Annotated in this window: 14 protein-coding genes; 10 read left to right on the top strand and 4 right to left on the bottom strand. The window is 71.7% G+C overall.

All coding sequences use genetic code 11. The features are described 5' to 3' along the window. The first annotated feature begins 6 nt into the window (after positions 1-6). The 8 genes from ACZ6MZ_RS02990 (at position 7) to ACZ6MZ_RS03025 (ending at position 7,620) form a co-directional block, all read left to right on the top strand. Entirely contained in the window at positions 7-420 is a 414-nt protein-coding gene (locus ACZ6MZ_RS02990; RefSeq protein WP_384191275.1) for a DUF3151 domain-containing protein, read from the top strand. A 172-nt stretch (positions 421-592) separates the two neighbouring features. Continuing rightward, positions 593-1,519 (top strand): DUF3152 domain-containing protein, encoded by a 927-nt coding sequence (locus ACZ6MZ_RS02995; RefSeq protein ID WP_469349430.1) that lies wholly within the window; start codon positions 593-595, stop codon positions 1,517-1,519. A gap of 202 nt (positions 1,520-1,721) precedes the next feature. Further along, positions 1,722-2,576, top strand: a complete 855-nt coding sequence (locus tag ACZ6MZ_RS03000) for a tryptophan 2,3-dioxygenase (protein ID WP_384191271.1) — start codon at positions 1,722-1,724, stop codon at positions 2,574-2,576. After that, on the top strand, positions 2,569-3,858 hold the full coding sequence (gene kynU, locus ACZ6MZ_RS03005) for a kynureninase (protein WP_469349431.1): 1,290 nt from the start codon (positions 2,569-2,571) through the stop codon (positions 3,856-3,858). The genes ACZ6MZ_RS03000 and kynU overlap by 8 nt, the downstream gene beginning before the upstream one ends. 107 nt (positions 3,859-3,965) lie before the next feature. Continuing rightward, on the top strand, positions 3,966-4,850 hold the full coding sequence (locus ACZ6MZ_RS03010) for an alpha/beta hydrolase family protein (protein WP_384191267.1): 885 nt from the start codon (positions 3,966-3,968) through the stop codon (positions 4,848-4,850). Positions 4,851-5,007: 157 nt separating this feature from the next. Next, a complete protein-coding gene (locus ACZ6MZ_RS03015) occupies positions 5,008-6,249 on the top strand; it encodes a sensor histidine kinase (RefSeq protein WP_469349643.1) in 1,242 nt (413 codons plus the stop codon). After that, complete coding sequence (locus ACZ6MZ_RS03020) at positions 6,246-6,905, top strand: response regulator (RefSeq protein WP_389789944.1); 660 nt, start codon at positions 6,246-6,248, stop codon at positions 6,903-6,905. The genes ACZ6MZ_RS03015 and ACZ6MZ_RS03020 overlap by 4 nt, the downstream gene beginning before the upstream one ends. A gap of 130 nt (positions 6,906-7,035) precedes the next feature. Further along, positions 7,036-7,620, top strand: a complete 585-nt coding sequence (locus tag ACZ6MZ_RS03025; protein WP_469349434.1) for a Uma2 family endonuclease — start codon at positions 7,036-7,038, stop codon at positions 7,618-7,620. 69 nt (positions 7,621-7,689) lie between these two features. Here the strand turns inward: ACZ6MZ_RS03025 and ACZ6MZ_RS03030 are convergent, their stop codons facing one another. Both ACZ6MZ_RS03030 and ACZ6MZ_RS03035 read right to left on the bottom strand, forming a co-directional pair. Continuing rightward, positions 7,690-9,306, bottom strand: a complete 1,617-nt coding sequence (locus ACZ6MZ_RS03030) for an ABC transporter permease (RefSeq protein WP_469349436.1) — start codon at positions 9,304-9,306, stop codon at positions 7,690-7,692. Next, positions 9,303-10,283, bottom strand: a complete 981-nt coding sequence (locus ACZ6MZ_RS03035) for an ABC transporter ATP-binding protein (RefSeq protein ID WP_469349439.1) — start codon at positions 10,281-10,283, stop codon at positions 9,303-9,305. The genes ACZ6MZ_RS03030 and ACZ6MZ_RS03035 overlap by 4 nt, the downstream gene beginning before the upstream one ends. 105 nt (positions 10,284-10,388) lie before the next feature. Between ACZ6MZ_RS03035 and ACZ6MZ_RS03040 the strand changes: the two genes are divergently transcribed. Continuing rightward, a complete protein-coding gene (locus ACZ6MZ_RS03040; RefSeq protein WP_469349440.1) occupies positions 10,389-10,946 on the top strand; it encodes a GbsR/MarR family transcriptional regulator in 558 nt (185 codons plus the stop codon). A 6-nt stretch (positions 10,947-10,952) separates the two neighbouring features. Here the strand turns inward: ACZ6MZ_RS03040 and ACZ6MZ_RS03045 are convergent, their stop codons facing one another. After that, positions 10,953-12,089, bottom strand: a complete 1,137-nt coding sequence (locus ACZ6MZ_RS03045; RefSeq protein WP_469349442.1) for a hypothetical protein — start codon at positions 12,087-12,089, stop codon at positions 10,953-10,955. 91 nt (positions 12,090-12,180) lie between these two features. Continuing rightward, the gene (locus ACZ6MZ_RS03050; RefSeq protein WP_469349443.1) at positions 12,181-13,032 is read right to left on the bottom strand and encodes a diacylglycerol kinase family protein; all 852 of its coding nucleotides are present in this window, start codon (positions 13,030-13,032) and stop codon (positions 12,181-12,183) included. A gap of 207 nt (positions 13,033-13,239) precedes the next feature. On the opposite strand from ACZ6MZ_RS03050, the gene ACZ6MZ_RS03055 reads away from it, so the two are divergent. Then, positions 13,240-14,523, top strand: a complete 1,284-nt coding sequence (locus ACZ6MZ_RS03055; RefSeq protein WP_389789953.1) for an adenylosuccinate synthase — start codon at positions 13,240-13,242, stop codon at positions 14,521-14,523. Positions 14,524-14,592: the final 69 nt, after the last annotated feature.

The following is a 14,592-nucleotide window of genomic DNA, read 5'->3' on the forward strand; positions in this document are numbered from 1 at the left end:
GTAGACATGGCCATCCATGAAAACCTCCTGGGGGGACCGCCCCCCACCCACCTGCCCGACGATCCCGAGCCGCGCGAGCTGCTCGCGAACGGCACGCCGCCCACCGATGTCGCCGCGAAGTACCCGACCTCCTCGCTGGCCTGGGCGCAGCTCGCCGACGTCGCGTTCGAGAACGGGCGGGTCGTCGAGTCGTACGCGTACGCCAGGACCGGCTACCACCGCGGACTCGACTCCCTGCGGCGCAGCGGGTGGAAGGGGCACGGCCCGGTGCCGTGGGAGCACGAGCCGAACCGCGGCTTCCTGCGGGCCCTGCACGCGCTCGCCCGCGCCGCGCAGGCGATCGGTGAGCAGGAGGAGTACGAGCGCTGCGCGACGTTCCTGCGGGACTCCTCGCCGCTGGCGGCGGACACCCTCGGCTGAGTTGTCCGGTTGAAGAAGCAACCTTTCGAAGGCCCGGCCCGTCTCCCAGGGCGCGGGCCTTCGGTCTGTACGATCGCACGCGTTGTCGCATCACCAGTCACTTCCGGCACAGAGGCCCCACAGCACCCCACCTCTCCCCCCGCCGCCGGCCTCACCAGGGGAGAAGTCTGTCGTGGGCAAGCGTGCCGTCGGCCGCCGAGGACGCCGTCGTGGGCCCGCCCGCGGTCGCGGTCGCAGTAGCAACCGCAACCGCGGCCGCCGCTCACCGGCCCACATAGTCCTGGCAGGACTCGTCCTGGCCGCCGTGATCGTCGGCGGCGGTGCCGCCGTCGCCTCCTGGCAGGGCGACGAGGCAGGGACCGGTCCCGCCACGGCCCGCGAGGTCACGGACGCCCTCCGCTCGCCGGAGCCCACCCCCTCCGCGTCGGCGTCCTCGAAGCGCCCGCCCTCCCCGCCCTCTCCGCCCGCGAGTCCCAGCGCTTCCGTCGAGCCGAGCCCCTCCGCCTCCTCGCGCCGCCCGCCCGCACCGCCCCGCGTCCCCGCCTCGGGCCCCGGCACCTTCACCACCGCGCGGGCCGACGGCGACCGGGTCGGCTCAGGACCGTTGCGCCGCTACCGCGTGCAGGTCGAGAACGGCATCGACATCTCCGCCACGGGGGCGGCCGCCGAGATCCAACGGATCCTCGCCCACCCGCGCAGCTGGGCCGCGCACGGCCGGGGCACCTTCCAGCTGGTCTCCTCGGACGCCGACTTCGTCATCCGTATCGCCACCCCGGCCACCGCCGACCGGCTCTGCCTTGCCCAGGGGCTCAACACCCGCGGCGAGCTGAACTGCGAGACCGTCGACGGCGTGGTGGTCAATCTGCGGCGCTGGGTGCTGGGATCGCCGACGTTCCGCGGGTCTGCCGCCGAGTACCGGCACCTGATCATCAACCACGAGGTCGGCCATGAGATCGGCATCCGGCAGCACATGGGGTGCCGCGGTCCCGGCAAGCTCGCGCCGGTGATGATGCAGCAGATCAAGGGCCTCAACGGCTGCCGGTCCAATGCCTGGCCGTACAACGAGCACGGGACGTACATCACCGGTCCGACTCTCTGACGCAGCCCGCAGCCCGCAGCCCGCAGCCCGCAGCCCGCAGCCCGGACCCCGGAGCCCGCAGCCCCGAGCGGACGTGGCATATCGAGCCCGCATATGGAGCCCGGATCCGGACCCAGGATTATGATGCGCGGAGGGGACCGGGGCTCCGTAACCAACACGGAAGGGGCGGACCGCTACCCGGTAGCAATTCGAGGAGACAGAGATGTCACACGACCCCGATGCCTCCGGAGCCGGCACCGCCGGTTCGGACACCCCGAATCTCGACTTCGCGGGGACGACCCCGTACGAGGACTATGTCCAGGCGGACGTCCTCACCCACTTGCAGCACCCCCTCTCCGACGACCCCGGCGAGATGGTCTTCCTCGTCACCACCCAGGTCATGGAGCTGTGGTTCACGGTCATCGTCCATGAGTGGGAGACGGCGTCCCGCGCGCTGCGCGAGGACCGGACGCAGGTGGCGGTCGACGCGCTCAAGCGGTCCGTACGCGAGCTGGACGCGCTCAATGCCTCCTGGAAGCCGCTCGGACAGCTGACTCCCGCGCAGTTCAACTCGTACCGCAGCGCGCTCGGCGAGGGCTCCGGCTTCCAGTCGGCGATGTACCGGCGGCTGGAGTTCCTGCTCGGCGACAAGTCCGCCTCCATGCTCGTCCCGCACCGGGGCGCGCCGCGCGTCCACGCCGAGCTGGAGAAGGCGCTCCAGGAGCCGAGCCTGTACGACGAGGTGCTGCGGCTCCTCGCGCGGCGCGGACTGCCGGTGCCGCCGGCGGTGCTCGACCGCGATCTCTCGAAGCGGTACGAGCCGTCGGCCGCGATCGAGGAGATCTGGGCCGGCATCTACCGCGACCCCGACCAGCACACCGAGCTCATCCGGCTCGGCGAGGCGCTGACGGACGTGGGCGAGCTGGTGTGGCGCTGGCGCAACGACCATCTGGTGGCGACCCGGCGGGCGATGGGCTCCAAGACCGGCACGGGCGGCTCCGCGGGCGTCGCCTGGCTGGAGAAGCGGGCCACCAAGAACGTCTTCCCCGAGCTCTGGACGGCGCGCAGCCATGTCTGAGTCCCGCACCGACCGCACCGATCGCACCCACGTCCCCCACCTCACCGACCGCACCGGCGCCGCTGAATCCCTGGCCGAGCGGGCCGCCGCGCTGGACGCCGCCGACGAACTGGCCGAGCGGCGCAAGCTGTTCACCCTCGACGACGACTCCGTCTATCTCGACGGCAACTCGCTGGGCGCGCTGCCCCGCCATGTCCCCGAGCGGATCCAGGACGTCATCAGCCGCCAGTGGGGCGAGCTGCGCATCCGCTCCTGGACCGAGGGCGGCTGGTGGACCGCGCCCGAGCGGATCGGCGACCGGATCGCGCCGCTCGTCGGCGCGGGCCCTGGGCAGATCGTCGTCGGCGACTCCACCAGCGTCAATGTCTTCAAGGCCGTGGTGGCGGCGGTACGTCTCCTGGATCCCGCGGAGCCGGCCAGGGACGAGATCCTGGTCGACGCCACGACCTTCCCCACGGACGGCTACATCGCCCGGTCCGCGGCCCGGATGACCGGCAGGCCGATCGTCCCCCTCGACCCGGAGAACCTGCTCGGGGCGCTCGGACCGCGGACCGCTGTGGTGCTCGTCAACCATGTCGACTTCCGTACGGGCCGCCTCCACGACCTCCCCGGCATCACCGCCGCCGCGCACGAGGCCGGGGCTCTGGTCGTCTGGGACCTGTGCCACAGCGCGGGCGCCCTGCCGGTCGGCCTGGACGCGCACGGGGTGGACCTCGCGGTGGGCTGCACGTACAAGTACCTGAACGGCGGGCCGGGTTCGCCCGCCTTCCTGTACGTCGCGGAGCGCCACCAGGCCCGCTTCGACTCCCCGCTGCCCGGCTGGAACGCGCACACCGACCCGTTCGCGATGGCCCAGGAGTTCGCGCCGGCGGACGGCGCGGTCCGCGGCCGGGTCGGCACCCCCGACATCCTCTCCATGCTGGCGCTGGAGGCGTCCCTCGACGTCTGGGAGGGGGTGCGGGTGGAGGCCGTACGAGCGAAGAGCCTGGCGCTCACGGACTTCTTCCTGGAGTGCGTGGAGGCATACGCGCCGCCGGGGCGGGTCAGGTCGGTGACCCCCGCCGCGCACGCGGAACGCGGCAGCCAGGTCGCCCTGCGGTGCGCGGAGGCGCCCGCCATCATGGAGACGCTCATCGCCCGGGGAGTGATCGGCGACCTCCGCAGGCCGGACCTGCTGCGGTTCGGATTCACCCCGCTCTATGTGGGCTTCGCCGACGCGGAACGGGCGGCGAGAGTGCTCGCGGAGGTCCTGACGGAGGTCCCGGCGGGCCCGCCCGCCTGACCCGTGTCCGGCCGGGGGGCCGAGGGGTGTGATCAACGCCCGCCGGGGCTGATACCGTCCCCGCTGATCAGGTCAATTCGGCCCCCGTACCGAGAGGTTGGAGCAACATGCCGGACCCCGCCGCGCACGATGCCGTTGCTCGTGACGCCGCAGAGGCCGAATCGGTCTTCGCCCATCCGGGCGTCCTGCCCGATGCCACCGCGGCGTACGGCGAACACCCTGATCAGGTGATCGACTTCTATGCCCCCCGGGGCAACCAGGAGCGGGTGCCTCTCGTCGTCGTGCTGCACGGCGGGGCGTGGCGGGCGCCGTACGACCGGGGACACCTCACCCCGTTCGCGGACTTCCTGGCCCGCCGCGGGTTCGCCGTCGCCAATGTGGAGTACCGGCGGGGTTCCGCCATCCCGCAGCAGGGCGGCGGCGCTCCGGTGGCGGGGCGCTGGCCGGAGACGTTCGACGATGTGGCCGCCGCGATGGACGCGCTGCCCGCGCTGGTCGCGGACGCGCTGCCGCAGGCCGACGCGCGGCGGATCGTGGTGACCGGGCACTCCGCCGGCGGCCATCTCGCGCTGTGGGCGGCGGCCCGGCATGTGCTGCCCGAGGGCTCGCCCTGGCGGCTGCCGCACCCGCCGCAGTTCCGCGGAGTGGTCGCGCTGGCGCCGATCGCGGATCTCGTACGCGCCGTCGAGCTGGACGTGTGCGGCGGGGCCATCCTCCAGCTGCTGGGCGGCGAGGAGGAATTCAAGAAGCGCAGGGAGAGCGCCGACCCGGCCGCCCTGCTGCCGACGGGCATCGCGACCGCCGTGGTGCAGGGCCGTACGGACCTCACCGTGCCGTACGCCGTCCCCGAGGCGTACGTGGACGCGGCGGCCAGGGCGGGCGAGATGGTCGGCCTGACCCTGCTGGAGGACGTGGGCCACTTCCCGCTCATCGACCCGGCGGCGGACGCGTGCGCGGTGGTCGCGGAGGAGATCGCCCAGCTCGCCTGGTGAGCGCCGCGCTCCGTGCCTGGTGGGAGCGTGTAGTACCTGGGAGGGACGGGGAAGGATCCGCTTCGCTGGTGACGACCTCGCCCGGCACGCCCCCTACCGTGGCAACGTGACCCAGACAGATACCGGGAAGACCCGGAGCCCCGAGTTCCGGCTGGCCATGAACGCGATCGGCGGCCTGCGCCAGGACCTCTTCCACGACGCCTTCGCCTATCGCCCGCTGAAGCCCATGCGGACGGACGGGCCGATCACCCGCCGGCTGCCGCGCCGGATACGGGAGCGTGCGGCCTGGACCCCGCACGCCGTGATCGTGGGATGCGCGCTGATCGTGGTCCTCATCGGCTACGACAGCGGCGTGCTCGCCATCCTCCCGGCGGTGCCGGTGCTGCTCACGCTGGTCAGGCCGGTCGGCGCCTGGTGGCTGCTCCTGATCGTCAGCGGCTTTCTGGGTCTCGTCACCGGCGGCTACGACGGCTGGCCCTGGACGCCGGGCGCCTTCGCCGCGGCTCTCCTCGTGATGACGGTGACGGCGATCCGCACCCGGCCGCGCACCGCCGCCTGGATGTGGGTGCTCACCGCCCTGTACGGGCTGTTCGCCGAGGCCGTCCTCAACCGCGGCGACTACTTCCCCAGCACCCCTCCGCTGCTCTTCATCTCCGCGCTGGTGCTGCTGACGGTGACCGTGCTCCACGTCCGCCGCGAGGCACAGCACGAGGTGGCCGCCCAGCAGAGCGTCACCGCCGTCGAACGCGACCGGCGCACGCTGCTCGAAGAGCGCACCACCATCGCCCGCGAGCTGCACGATGTGGTCGCGCACCACATGTCGGTCGTCGCGATCCAGGCCGAGGCCGCCCCGTACCGGGTGGAGAACCCACCGCCCGAGCTGGAGCAGGCGTTCGTCACGATCCGGGAGAACGCGGTGGCGGCGCTGACCGAGCTGCGCCGGGTCCTCGGTGTCGTACGGGCGGAGGACTACCAGGCCCCCGATGCCCCGCAGCCCACGCTCGCCGAGCTGGAAGGGCTGCTCGGCAACGTCCGGGACGCCGGCCTGACCGTGGAGAAGACGGTCACCGGCGCGGTCCGCGAGCTGCCGCAGGGTGTGGAGCTGTCGGCGTACCGCATCGTTCAGGAGGCCCTCAGCAACGCGCTGCGGCACGCACCGGGATCGACCGCGAAGGTGGAGATCTCGTATGTCCTGGGCGGGCTCGGCCTGCGGATCGTCAACAGCGCGCCGCAGGGCCTGGTCAAACCGTCGCCCGGGGCGGGGCACGGCATCACCGGGATGCGGGAGCGTGTCTCGATGCTGAGCGGCGAGATGACCGCGGACCTCCTGGCGGACGGCGGCTACGAGGTCGCGGCGTTCATCCCGGTGACCGCCGTGCAGGACGGGGACGCGTCATGACGATCCGGGTGCTGATCGTCGACGACCAGGTGATGGTCCGCGAGGGCTTCTCGGTCCTGCTGAACGCGATGCCGGACATCGAGGTCGTCGGCGAGGCGGTGAACGGCCGCGAGGCCGTCAGCCAGGTCGCCGTGCACCGCCCCGATGTGGTGCTGATGGACATCCGGATGCCGGAGATGAACGGCATCGAGGCGACCCGCGAGATCGTCGCGGCCGACGCCGACGCGAAGGTGCTGGTACTGACCACCTTCGACCTCGACGAGTACGTGTACCAGGCGCTGCGCGCCGGAGCCTCGGGCTTCCTCCTGAAGGATGCCTCGGCGCGGCAGCTGGCGGACGGCGTGCGGGTGGTGGCGTCCGGCGAGGCGCTGCTCGCGCCCACCGTCACCAAACGCCTGATCACGGAGTTCTCGAAGCTCGCGGAGACCCCGCGCGCCCCGGCGATGGCCCGGATCGGCGACCTCACGGAGCGCGAGACGGAGGTCCTGGTCCTGATCGCCCAGGGCCTGTCGAACGCCGAGATCGCCGAGCATCTGGTGGTCGCGGAGTCCACGATCAAGACGCATGTGAGCCGCATCCTGGTGAAGCTGGGGCTGCGGGACCGTACGCAGGCGGCGGTGTTCGCGTACGAGGCGCGGCTGGTCACGCCGGGGTGAGCTGGTCACACCGGGGTGAGGCGGCGAGCACCGGACAGCTGATCACCCGCACGAGTGATCACACCGGGGAAGGCCGCATGGCTCGGGTCCGAGTCCGTCACGCTGGTATTCACCTGACAGGAGGGGCACCATGACAGCTATGGACGAGCGCACGGCGCAGATGACGGCGGAAGAGTTCGAAAGGTACGCCGCCGTGGAGTCCGAGACCGTCAGGCTGGAATTCATCGGCGGGCGGATCGGGGTCAAGAAGGTGGCGGACGGGGACCACGGAGCGATCACTATGTGGCTGCTTCGTCAGTGCATGCAGGCGCGACCGGACCTTGATCTGGACCCCGTGCAGGGGCTCAAGATCGAGAAGTATCGCCAGGGCCGTGCCCGGCCGGACGGGACACTGGCACCTGTCGCGCACTTCGCCGGCCAGGGCGAGTGGGCCGACACCGCAGGTGTGCTGATGACCGTCGAGATCACCTCGTACGACTCGGACACGGACAAGCGGGACCGCGAGGAGAAGCCCTCCGCTTACGCCGACGCCGGTATCCCGGTGTATCTGCTGATCGACCGGGATTCCTGCACCATCACCGTGCACAGCATCCCGGACCCGGTCGCAGGTGACTACCGCGACCGGCACAAGGTTCCCTTCGGAGAACCGATCTCTCGGCCCGACCCCGTCGGCATCGAGCTCGACACCGAGATCCTGAAGAGCTACGTCCGCTGACGTCCGCCGGCGCGCACCGGCCCGGCTTTCCACAGGCTGTGGATAAGTCGGACCGGGTGTCGCTTCCGGTCAGCTCAGCATGTCCCTGCGCCGCAGTCCCGCCAGCCCCGCCGCCACCAGCGCCGCCGCGAGCGCGGTCAGCGCCAGCACCGGCGTCCAGGCCATCTCCGTGCCGGGCAGCTTGGGCAGGTGCCCGAACGGCGACAGGTTCAGCACCGACTGCGGGAAGCCCAGCGCCGGGCCGATCCAGCCCAGAGCCAGGGCGAGGCCCGCGACCGCCCAGCCGGCGACGGCCGCCTTCGGGACGATGCCGTACAGCGCCACCGCCAGCGCGCCCAGCACCCAGATCGCGGGCAGCTGCACCAGTGCGGCGCCCAGGAGGGCGGGCAGGGCCCGGCCGTAACCGATGGCCAGCCCCACCCCGCCGAGCAGCACGACCAGGGCGCCGCCGCCGAAGGCGATCATCAGATGGCCCGCGGCCCAGCGCAGCCGTCCGACTCCCCCTGCCAGCACCGGTTCGGCGCGCCCGCCGGTCTCCTCGCCGTACAGCCGCAGCACGGAGGCGACCACATAGAGCGCCGCGACCATGGCGAGCACGCCGACCATCGCGGCGAGGAAGGCGTCGGTCAGGCCCTGCCGGCCGCCCATCCGCTCGATGATCTCCCTGGTCTGCTGGTTGCCGCCGACCAGGTCCGCCACTCCTTCGGTGATACCGCCGAAGACGATCCCGGCGAGCAGGAAGCCGGTTCCCCAGCCGAACAGGCTGCCGCGCTGGAGCCGCCAGGCGAGCCCGCCCGCCGTGCGCAGCCTGCCCCGCGCCGGTCCTGGGCGCGCGGGCAGGAAGCTCATCCCGATGTCGCGCCGGCCGGCGAGCGTGTACGCGAGGACGGCCTGGACGGCGATGGCGGCCGGCAGCATCAGCAGCACCCACCACCGCTCCCCGGCGAAGGCGCGGACGTTCTCCGCCCAGCCGAGCGGGGAGAGCCAGGTGAGCACGGAGGAGCCGTCGTCCGACGCGGCGTCACCGGCCGCCTTGAGCACGAACGCGGCGCCGACGACGGCGCCGGAGAGGCCCTTGGCGAGGCGCGCGTTCTCGGTGATCTGCGCGGCGATGGCGGCGGTGCAGGCGAAGAGCATGCCGACCCCGGCGACGGCGAGGCCGAGGGCCAGTGCGCCGGCCGTGTCCTCGACGTATCCGGCGAGCCCGGCCGTGATCACCAGGGCCAGTGCGGCGTTGGCGATCAGCGCCGTGAGCAGCGCGGCGGTCAGCGGCGCCCGGCGCCCGACCATCGCCGAGGAGAGCAGTTCCTGACGGCCCGTCTCCTCTTCCTCCCGGGTGTGCCGTACGACGATGACCAGGCTCATCACGGCGGCGAGCCCGGCGCCGAAGCCGACCATGCGCACGGCGGTGAGCCCGCCGATGGAGTCGGTGAAGACCGGTCCGTACAGGGCGCGCAGCGAGCTGTTCGCGGACATCGACCGCGCGAGGTCCGCGCGCGCGGCGGCGGTGTCGTACAGCGCGGAGTAGGACTGGGCGACGGACGCGAAGGAACCGCCGAGGACCAGCACCCAGACCGGGATCATGATCCGGTCGCGGCGCAGGGCGAGCCGCAACAGCGGGCGGGTGCCGGCCAGATGGCGGGAGCCGGTGGTGCGGGCCGCCGGGACGGCTACGGCGGCGGTCATCGCGACACCGCCTCGTCGGTCGTGGTCGCGGACGCGGACGGGGGCACGTGGGTCACGGGCTCGCCGGTCGTCCGCTCGTCCGGCGCGTAGTGGCGGAGGAACAGCTCCTCCAGGGTGGGCGGGGTGCTGGTCAGCGAGCGGATGCCGGACGCGGAGAGCGAGCGGAGCACCGCGTCCAGCTGGTCGGTGTCGACCTGGAGCCGGACCCGCCTGCCCGGGCCCCCGGCGACGGACTGTTCGGCCAGGTTGTGCACCCCGGGCAGCCCGGCCAGTCCGGCGGGCGGCCCCGAGAGCTCCGCGCTGACGCTCGTACGGGTCAGATGGCGCAGCTCGGTGAGCGAACCCGACTCGACGGTCACGCCCTTGCGGATGATGCTCACCCGGTCGCACAGCGCCTCGACCTCGCTCAGCACATGGCTGGAGAGCAGGACGGTCCTGCCGCGGTCGCGCTCCTCGGTGACGCACTGCTGGAAGACCTCTTCCATCAGCGGGTCGAGCCCCGAGGTCGGTTCGTCGAGGATGAGCAGATCGACGTCCGAGGCGAACGCGGCGACCAGCGCGACCTTCTGGCGGTTGCCCTTGGAGTACGTACGCCCCTTCTTGGTGGGGTCGAGTTCGAAGCGCTCGACGAGAGCGGCCCGCCGCGCCGTGTCGAGCCCGCCGCGCAGCCGCCCGTACAGGTCGATGACCTCGCCGCCGGAGAGGTTCCGCCACAGCGTCACGTCCCCGGGTACGTAGGCCACGCGCCGGTGCAGTTCGACCGCGTCCCGCCAGGGATCCCGGCCGAGGAGCTGGGCCGCGCCGGAGTCGGCGCGCAGCAGCCCGAGAAGGACCCGGATGGCGGTGGACTTGCCGGCTCCGTTGGGGCCGAGGAAGCCATGGACCTCGCCGGTCTCGACGGCGAGGTCAAGGCCGTCCAGCGCGTGCGTCCGGCCGAACGACTTGTGCAGTCCGGACACGGTGATTGCCTTGGTCATGTTTCGGAATGTACGCTACTTTCACAAACTTGTGAAGTTAAGGAAGCGTAAAAACGCACACGTTAAGATCGGGGGCGGACCGCGAGCAGGGGAGACGATGGGGCGATGAGCAGCAGGACCGGCGAGACGGATGAGACGGGCGCGGCGGACGCGGCGGGCGGGACGGATGAGACGGGCGACCCGCAGCGGGACGAGGAGGCGGTAGCGCGCTTCGTGGAGCGTTTCGCCGCCGATATGACCGAGGCCGGAATGCAGCGGACGGCGTCCAGGGTCTTCGCGGCCCTGCTCGCCTCGGACGACGCGAGCATGACCTCCGCCGAGCTGAGCGAACAGCTCGGCATCAGCCCCGCCGCCGTATCAGGGGCGATCCGCTATCTCGTCCAGGTCAGCATGGTCGGCAGGGAGCGCGACCCCGGCTCGCGCCGTGACCGCTACCGGCTGCACAACCAGCTCTGGTACGCCACCTTCGCCCAGCGGGACACGGTCCTGACCCGTTGGGAGCACACCCTGCGTCAAGGCGTCGACTCCCTCGGCAGAGACACCCCGGCCGGCGCGCGGGTCGCGGAGACGGTGGCGTTCTTCGAATTCCTGCAGAAGGAACTGGTGGCCCTCCTGGACCGCTGGCGCGAGCATCAGGCAACCCTCCGCCACGACGAGGGCTGACGCGCTTCAGCGGTCCTGTTCAGCGGGCTCGGAAGGCGGTTCGAGGGCCGGTTCGACAAGGGGCTTGTACGCCGTGTTGCGTCGCTGTCGGCCCTTGAACCCGCCGACCAGCCCGGTCAGCGTGAGAGCCCCGCCGGCCACGCTCAGCGCGGCGTTCACCTCGTCGGCGACGGTGCCGCGCAGGTCGGAGTCGTAGAGCTCCCCCTTCCACGGTCCGTACGAGACCACCCAGCCGGTCCACCAGTCGTCCAGGAGCGGATCACGGTCCGGATCGCAGTGGAAGGGGCCCTCGCGCCGTTCGCCGCTCCAGGGGTCGGTCCACCGCACCTCGCAGGTGCCGTCCGGCTCCTGCGCGATCACGGTGAGGTCGATCTGCGGATCCTTCTCCGAGCCCAGGGAACCGGCGATGCCCGGCCCCAGCAGGACCACTCCCGCCAGCAGCACCCACCGGTAGCCGCCCCAGCGGCGGGCGGGCTTCCGCTCCCACCGAAGGTCCCGCTCCAAAAGCTCGGACACCGGTGGCGGTGAAGGTGGCGGTGGCGGTGGCTGGTGCGGCGATGCGGGCCGAGGTGACGTCTGCCGGTCCAGCAGCCCTTGCCGCTGCGCCGCCCGTACGACGCGCTGCCGCGACCAGCGCCCCCGTACCGGTTGCGTCCAGATCAGGTCCGCCCCGCCGGGAGGCGCGATCACCCCGCCGGTCCGTGGGTCACCGCACCACCACAGCGACCCGTCGGGACCGGGCTGTGCCAGGTGGTAGCGCTGCTGGATCGCGATTAAGGTCAACGGCCACAGCTCACCGGTCGCCGGATCCCGCAGGACCACCGCCGCGGCATGTATCCCGCGCGGTACGGCCTCGGCGGCGCAGGCCATCCAGGGGCCCGCGGCCAGCCGGTCCCGCATCCGGCGGGAGAGCCGCAGCGTCAGCAGACCGAGCCCCGAGCAGAACAGGGACACGCCGATCAGCGCGGGCAGCGCCCCCCTCGGCCACCCAGGACCCTCGCCCGTCAAGGCGATGATCACAGAGCCCATCAGCATCGTCAGGCCGACCCGCACGCATATGCCCGCGCATGCCCGGTAGCGGGCCAACGCCTTCGCCGTGTCGGCGACGGCCAGAGCCGTGCCCTGCGATCCCGTGTCTGGCATCGATGCGGCCCCCCCGGGCGTCGTGTCGAAGGCCGAGGCTACCCGGCGCCCCGACCCGGCAGTAGAGGTCCTGTACGGCTCGATCCGGTGGTCATCCCCCGCCGGGGCCCGCGTACGCGCCTGCCTCCGCCGGCAGCGTCAGCCCCCACGCCCCCGGCCGCAGCGTCCAGGTTCTGGTCCGCACCGGGCCGGTGATCCGGGCGTCCGCCCGGTAGCGGAAGTCCGCGCCCGAGACCGTCACGGACAGCGCGCTGGCCCGGCGCGGCTCGGCCGACGCGTGCGTACGGATCACGACTTCGGCGCGGCCGCCGTACGAGCGCACCGTCACGACCTCGACCGGCTCGTCCAGATCGCTCAGCAGCACGCCGTCCGCCTCGACCCGCAGCCGGTGCGTACGCGCCGCGAGCGCCCCCGGCGGAGGCCGTACCAGCGTGCGGACCAGGGAACGGCAGGTGTCCCAGACGGACGGCGCGGCCGGCGCCCCGCCCCTCGTCGGGAGGGCCGGGATACGCAGCCCGCCCAGCACCACGCCGTCGCTGTCATCGACCAGCAGGTCCAGCCGGCGCACCACGCCGTCCAGCACCGCGCGCGCCGCGGCGACCGCGCCCGTCGGCACGCCCAGCGAACGGGCCAGCTCCACGGAGGCTCCCACCGGCACCACCGAGAGCGCCCCGGAGCCCAGCTCCCGGTCCCGGTGGAGCAGGGCCACCATCCGCAGCAGCGCCCGGTCGTCGCCGATCACCACGGGTCGCCGGCTGCCCCGCCGGGCCAGCGCCCGGGCGAAGGCCTCCGGGCCGTCCGGGAGACAGATCTTCACTGACGCCCCCGCGCTCAGCACGTCTTTCGCGATCAACACGGATTCGCCGTCGGTCCGGCGGGCGACCGGGTCGATGACCACCAGAAGCTGCTGCGCACCGTTCTCGGCGGGCTCTGGAGCCGACACCTCGGTCCTTCCTCGGGTAGCATCCTTGTGCAAGAGCCCCTTGCGCTATTGCGCCAGGGGCTTCGTCTATTCCGGGGCAACCGGTTCGACGGTTCGGGCTGTGTCGTACAGCGTTGTGCGATGACATACGGCGTACGCGCGCCGCATGGACGGCGTTAGTGCGCCCCCTGACCTTGGACATGCCCCGCCCGGAAGGGGTGTACGCCTGTGCCCGCACTTGTGCTGCTCGGTGCTCAGTGGGGTGACGAAGGCAAGGGAAAGGCCACCGACCTGCTCGGTGGGTCTGTGGATTATGTCGTGCGCTATCAGGGTGGCAACAACGCCGGCCATACGGTCGTCGTGGGCGACCAGAAGTACGCACTGCATCTCCTCCCTTCCGGAATCCTCTCGCCGGGATGTGTCCCGGTGATCGGCAATGGAGTGGTCGTCGACCCGGCCGTCCTGCTCTCCGAGCTGAGCGGGCTCAATGACCGCGGTGTGGACACGTCCAAGCTGTTGATCAGCGGTAACGCCCATCTGATTACCTCGTATCACACCACGATGGACAAGGTGACGGAACGGTTCCTCGGTTCGAGGAAGATCGGCACGACGGGCCGTGGCATCGGTCCGACCTACGCCGACAAGATCAACCGCGTCGGTATCCGGGTCCAGGACCTGTACGACGAGTCGATCCTGATCCAGAAGGTCGACGCCGCTCTCGACTTCAAGAACCAGATCCTCGCCAAGCTCTACAACCGGCGTGCCATAGAGTCCGGCAAGATCGTCGAGGAGCTGCTCACGTACGCGGAGCAGCTGAAGCCGTACGTCTCCGACACGACCCTGGTGCTGAACAACGCCATCGACGAGGGCAAGGTCGTCCTCTTCGAGGGCGGCCAGGGCACGCTGCTCGACGTCGACCACGGTACGTATCCCTTCGTCACCTCGTCCAACCCGACGGCGGGCGGCGCCTGCACGGGCGCGGGTGTGGGGCCGACGAAGATCAGCCGGGTCATCGGCATTCTCAAGGCGTACACGACGCGGGTGGGCGCGGGGCCGTTCCCGACGGAACTGTTCGACGAGGACGGCGAGGCGCTGCGCCGCATCGGCGCCGAGCGCGGAGTCACGACGGGCCGCGACCGCCGCTGCGGCTGGTTCGACGCGGTGATCGCGCGCTACGCGACGCGGGTCAACGGTCTGACGGACTTCTTCCTCACCAAGCTGGACGTGCTGACCGGCTGGGAGCAGATCCCGGTGTGTGTGGCGTACGAGATCGACGGCCGGCGCGTCGAGGAACTCCCGTACAGCCAGACGGACTTCCACCACGCGAAGCCGGTGTACGAGTACCTGCCCGGCTGGTCGGAGGACATCACGAAGGCGAAGACCTTCTCCGACCTGCCGCAGAACGCGCAGGCGTATGTAAGGGCACTGGAGGAGATGTCGGGGGCCCCGATCTCGGCGATCGGCGTCGGTCCCGGCCGTACGGAGACGATCGAGATCAACTCGTTCCTGTAGCCGGGCACGGATGAACGGCGGTACCGCGCCCCGGCGGCCTTGACGGCAGCCGGGGCGCGGTCGCGTCAG

It is taken from the genome of Streptomyces sp. NPDC042201, assembly GCF_055582185.1.

Excerpts from the sequence above, each read along its gene's own strand:
- ACZ6MZ_RS02990 (WP_384191275.1), top strand. The coding sequence starts at position 7 with ATGGCCATCCATGAAAACCTCCTGGGGGGACCGCCCCCCACCCACCTG.
- ACZ6MZ_RS03000 (WP_384191271.1), top strand. The coding sequence starts at position 1,722 with ATGTCACACGACCCCGATGCCTCCGGAGCCGGCACCGCCGGTTCGGAC.
- kynU (WP_469349431.1), top strand. The coding sequence starts at position 2,569 with ATGTCTGAGTCCCGCACCGACCGCACCGATCGCACCCACGTCCCCCAC.
- ACZ6MZ_RS03010 (WP_384191267.1), top strand. The coding sequence starts at position 3,966 with ATGCCGGACCCCGCCGCGCACGATGCCGTTGCTCGTGACGCCGCAGAG.
- ACZ6MZ_RS03015 (WP_469349643.1), top strand. The coding sequence starts at position 5,008 with ATGAACGCGATCGGCGGCCTGCGCCAGGACCTCTTCCACGACGCCTTC.
- ACZ6MZ_RS03020 (WP_389789944.1), top strand. The coding sequence starts at position 6,246 with ATGACGATCCGGGTGCTGATCGTCGACGACCAGGTGATGGTCCGCGAG.
- ACZ6MZ_RS03025 (WP_469349434.1), top strand. The coding sequence starts at position 7,036 with ATGACAGCTATGGACGAGCGCACGGCGCAGATGACGGCGGAAGAGTTC.
- ACZ6MZ_RS03030 (WP_469349436.1), bottom strand. The coding sequence starts at position 9,306 with ATGACCGCCGCCGTAGCCGTCCCGGCGGCCCGCACCACCGGCTCCCGC.
- ACZ6MZ_RS03035 (WP_469349439.1), bottom strand. The coding sequence starts at position 10,283 with ATGACCAAGGCAATCACCGTGTCCGGACTGCACAAGTCGTTCGGCCGG.
- ACZ6MZ_RS03040 (WP_469349440.1), top strand. The coding sequence starts at position 10,389 with ATGAGCAGCAGGACCGGCGAGACGGATGAGACGGGCGCGGCGGACGCG.
- ACZ6MZ_RS03045 (WP_469349442.1), bottom strand. The coding sequence starts at position 12,089 with ATGCCAGACACGGGATCGCAGGGCACGGCTCTGGCCGTCGCCGACACG.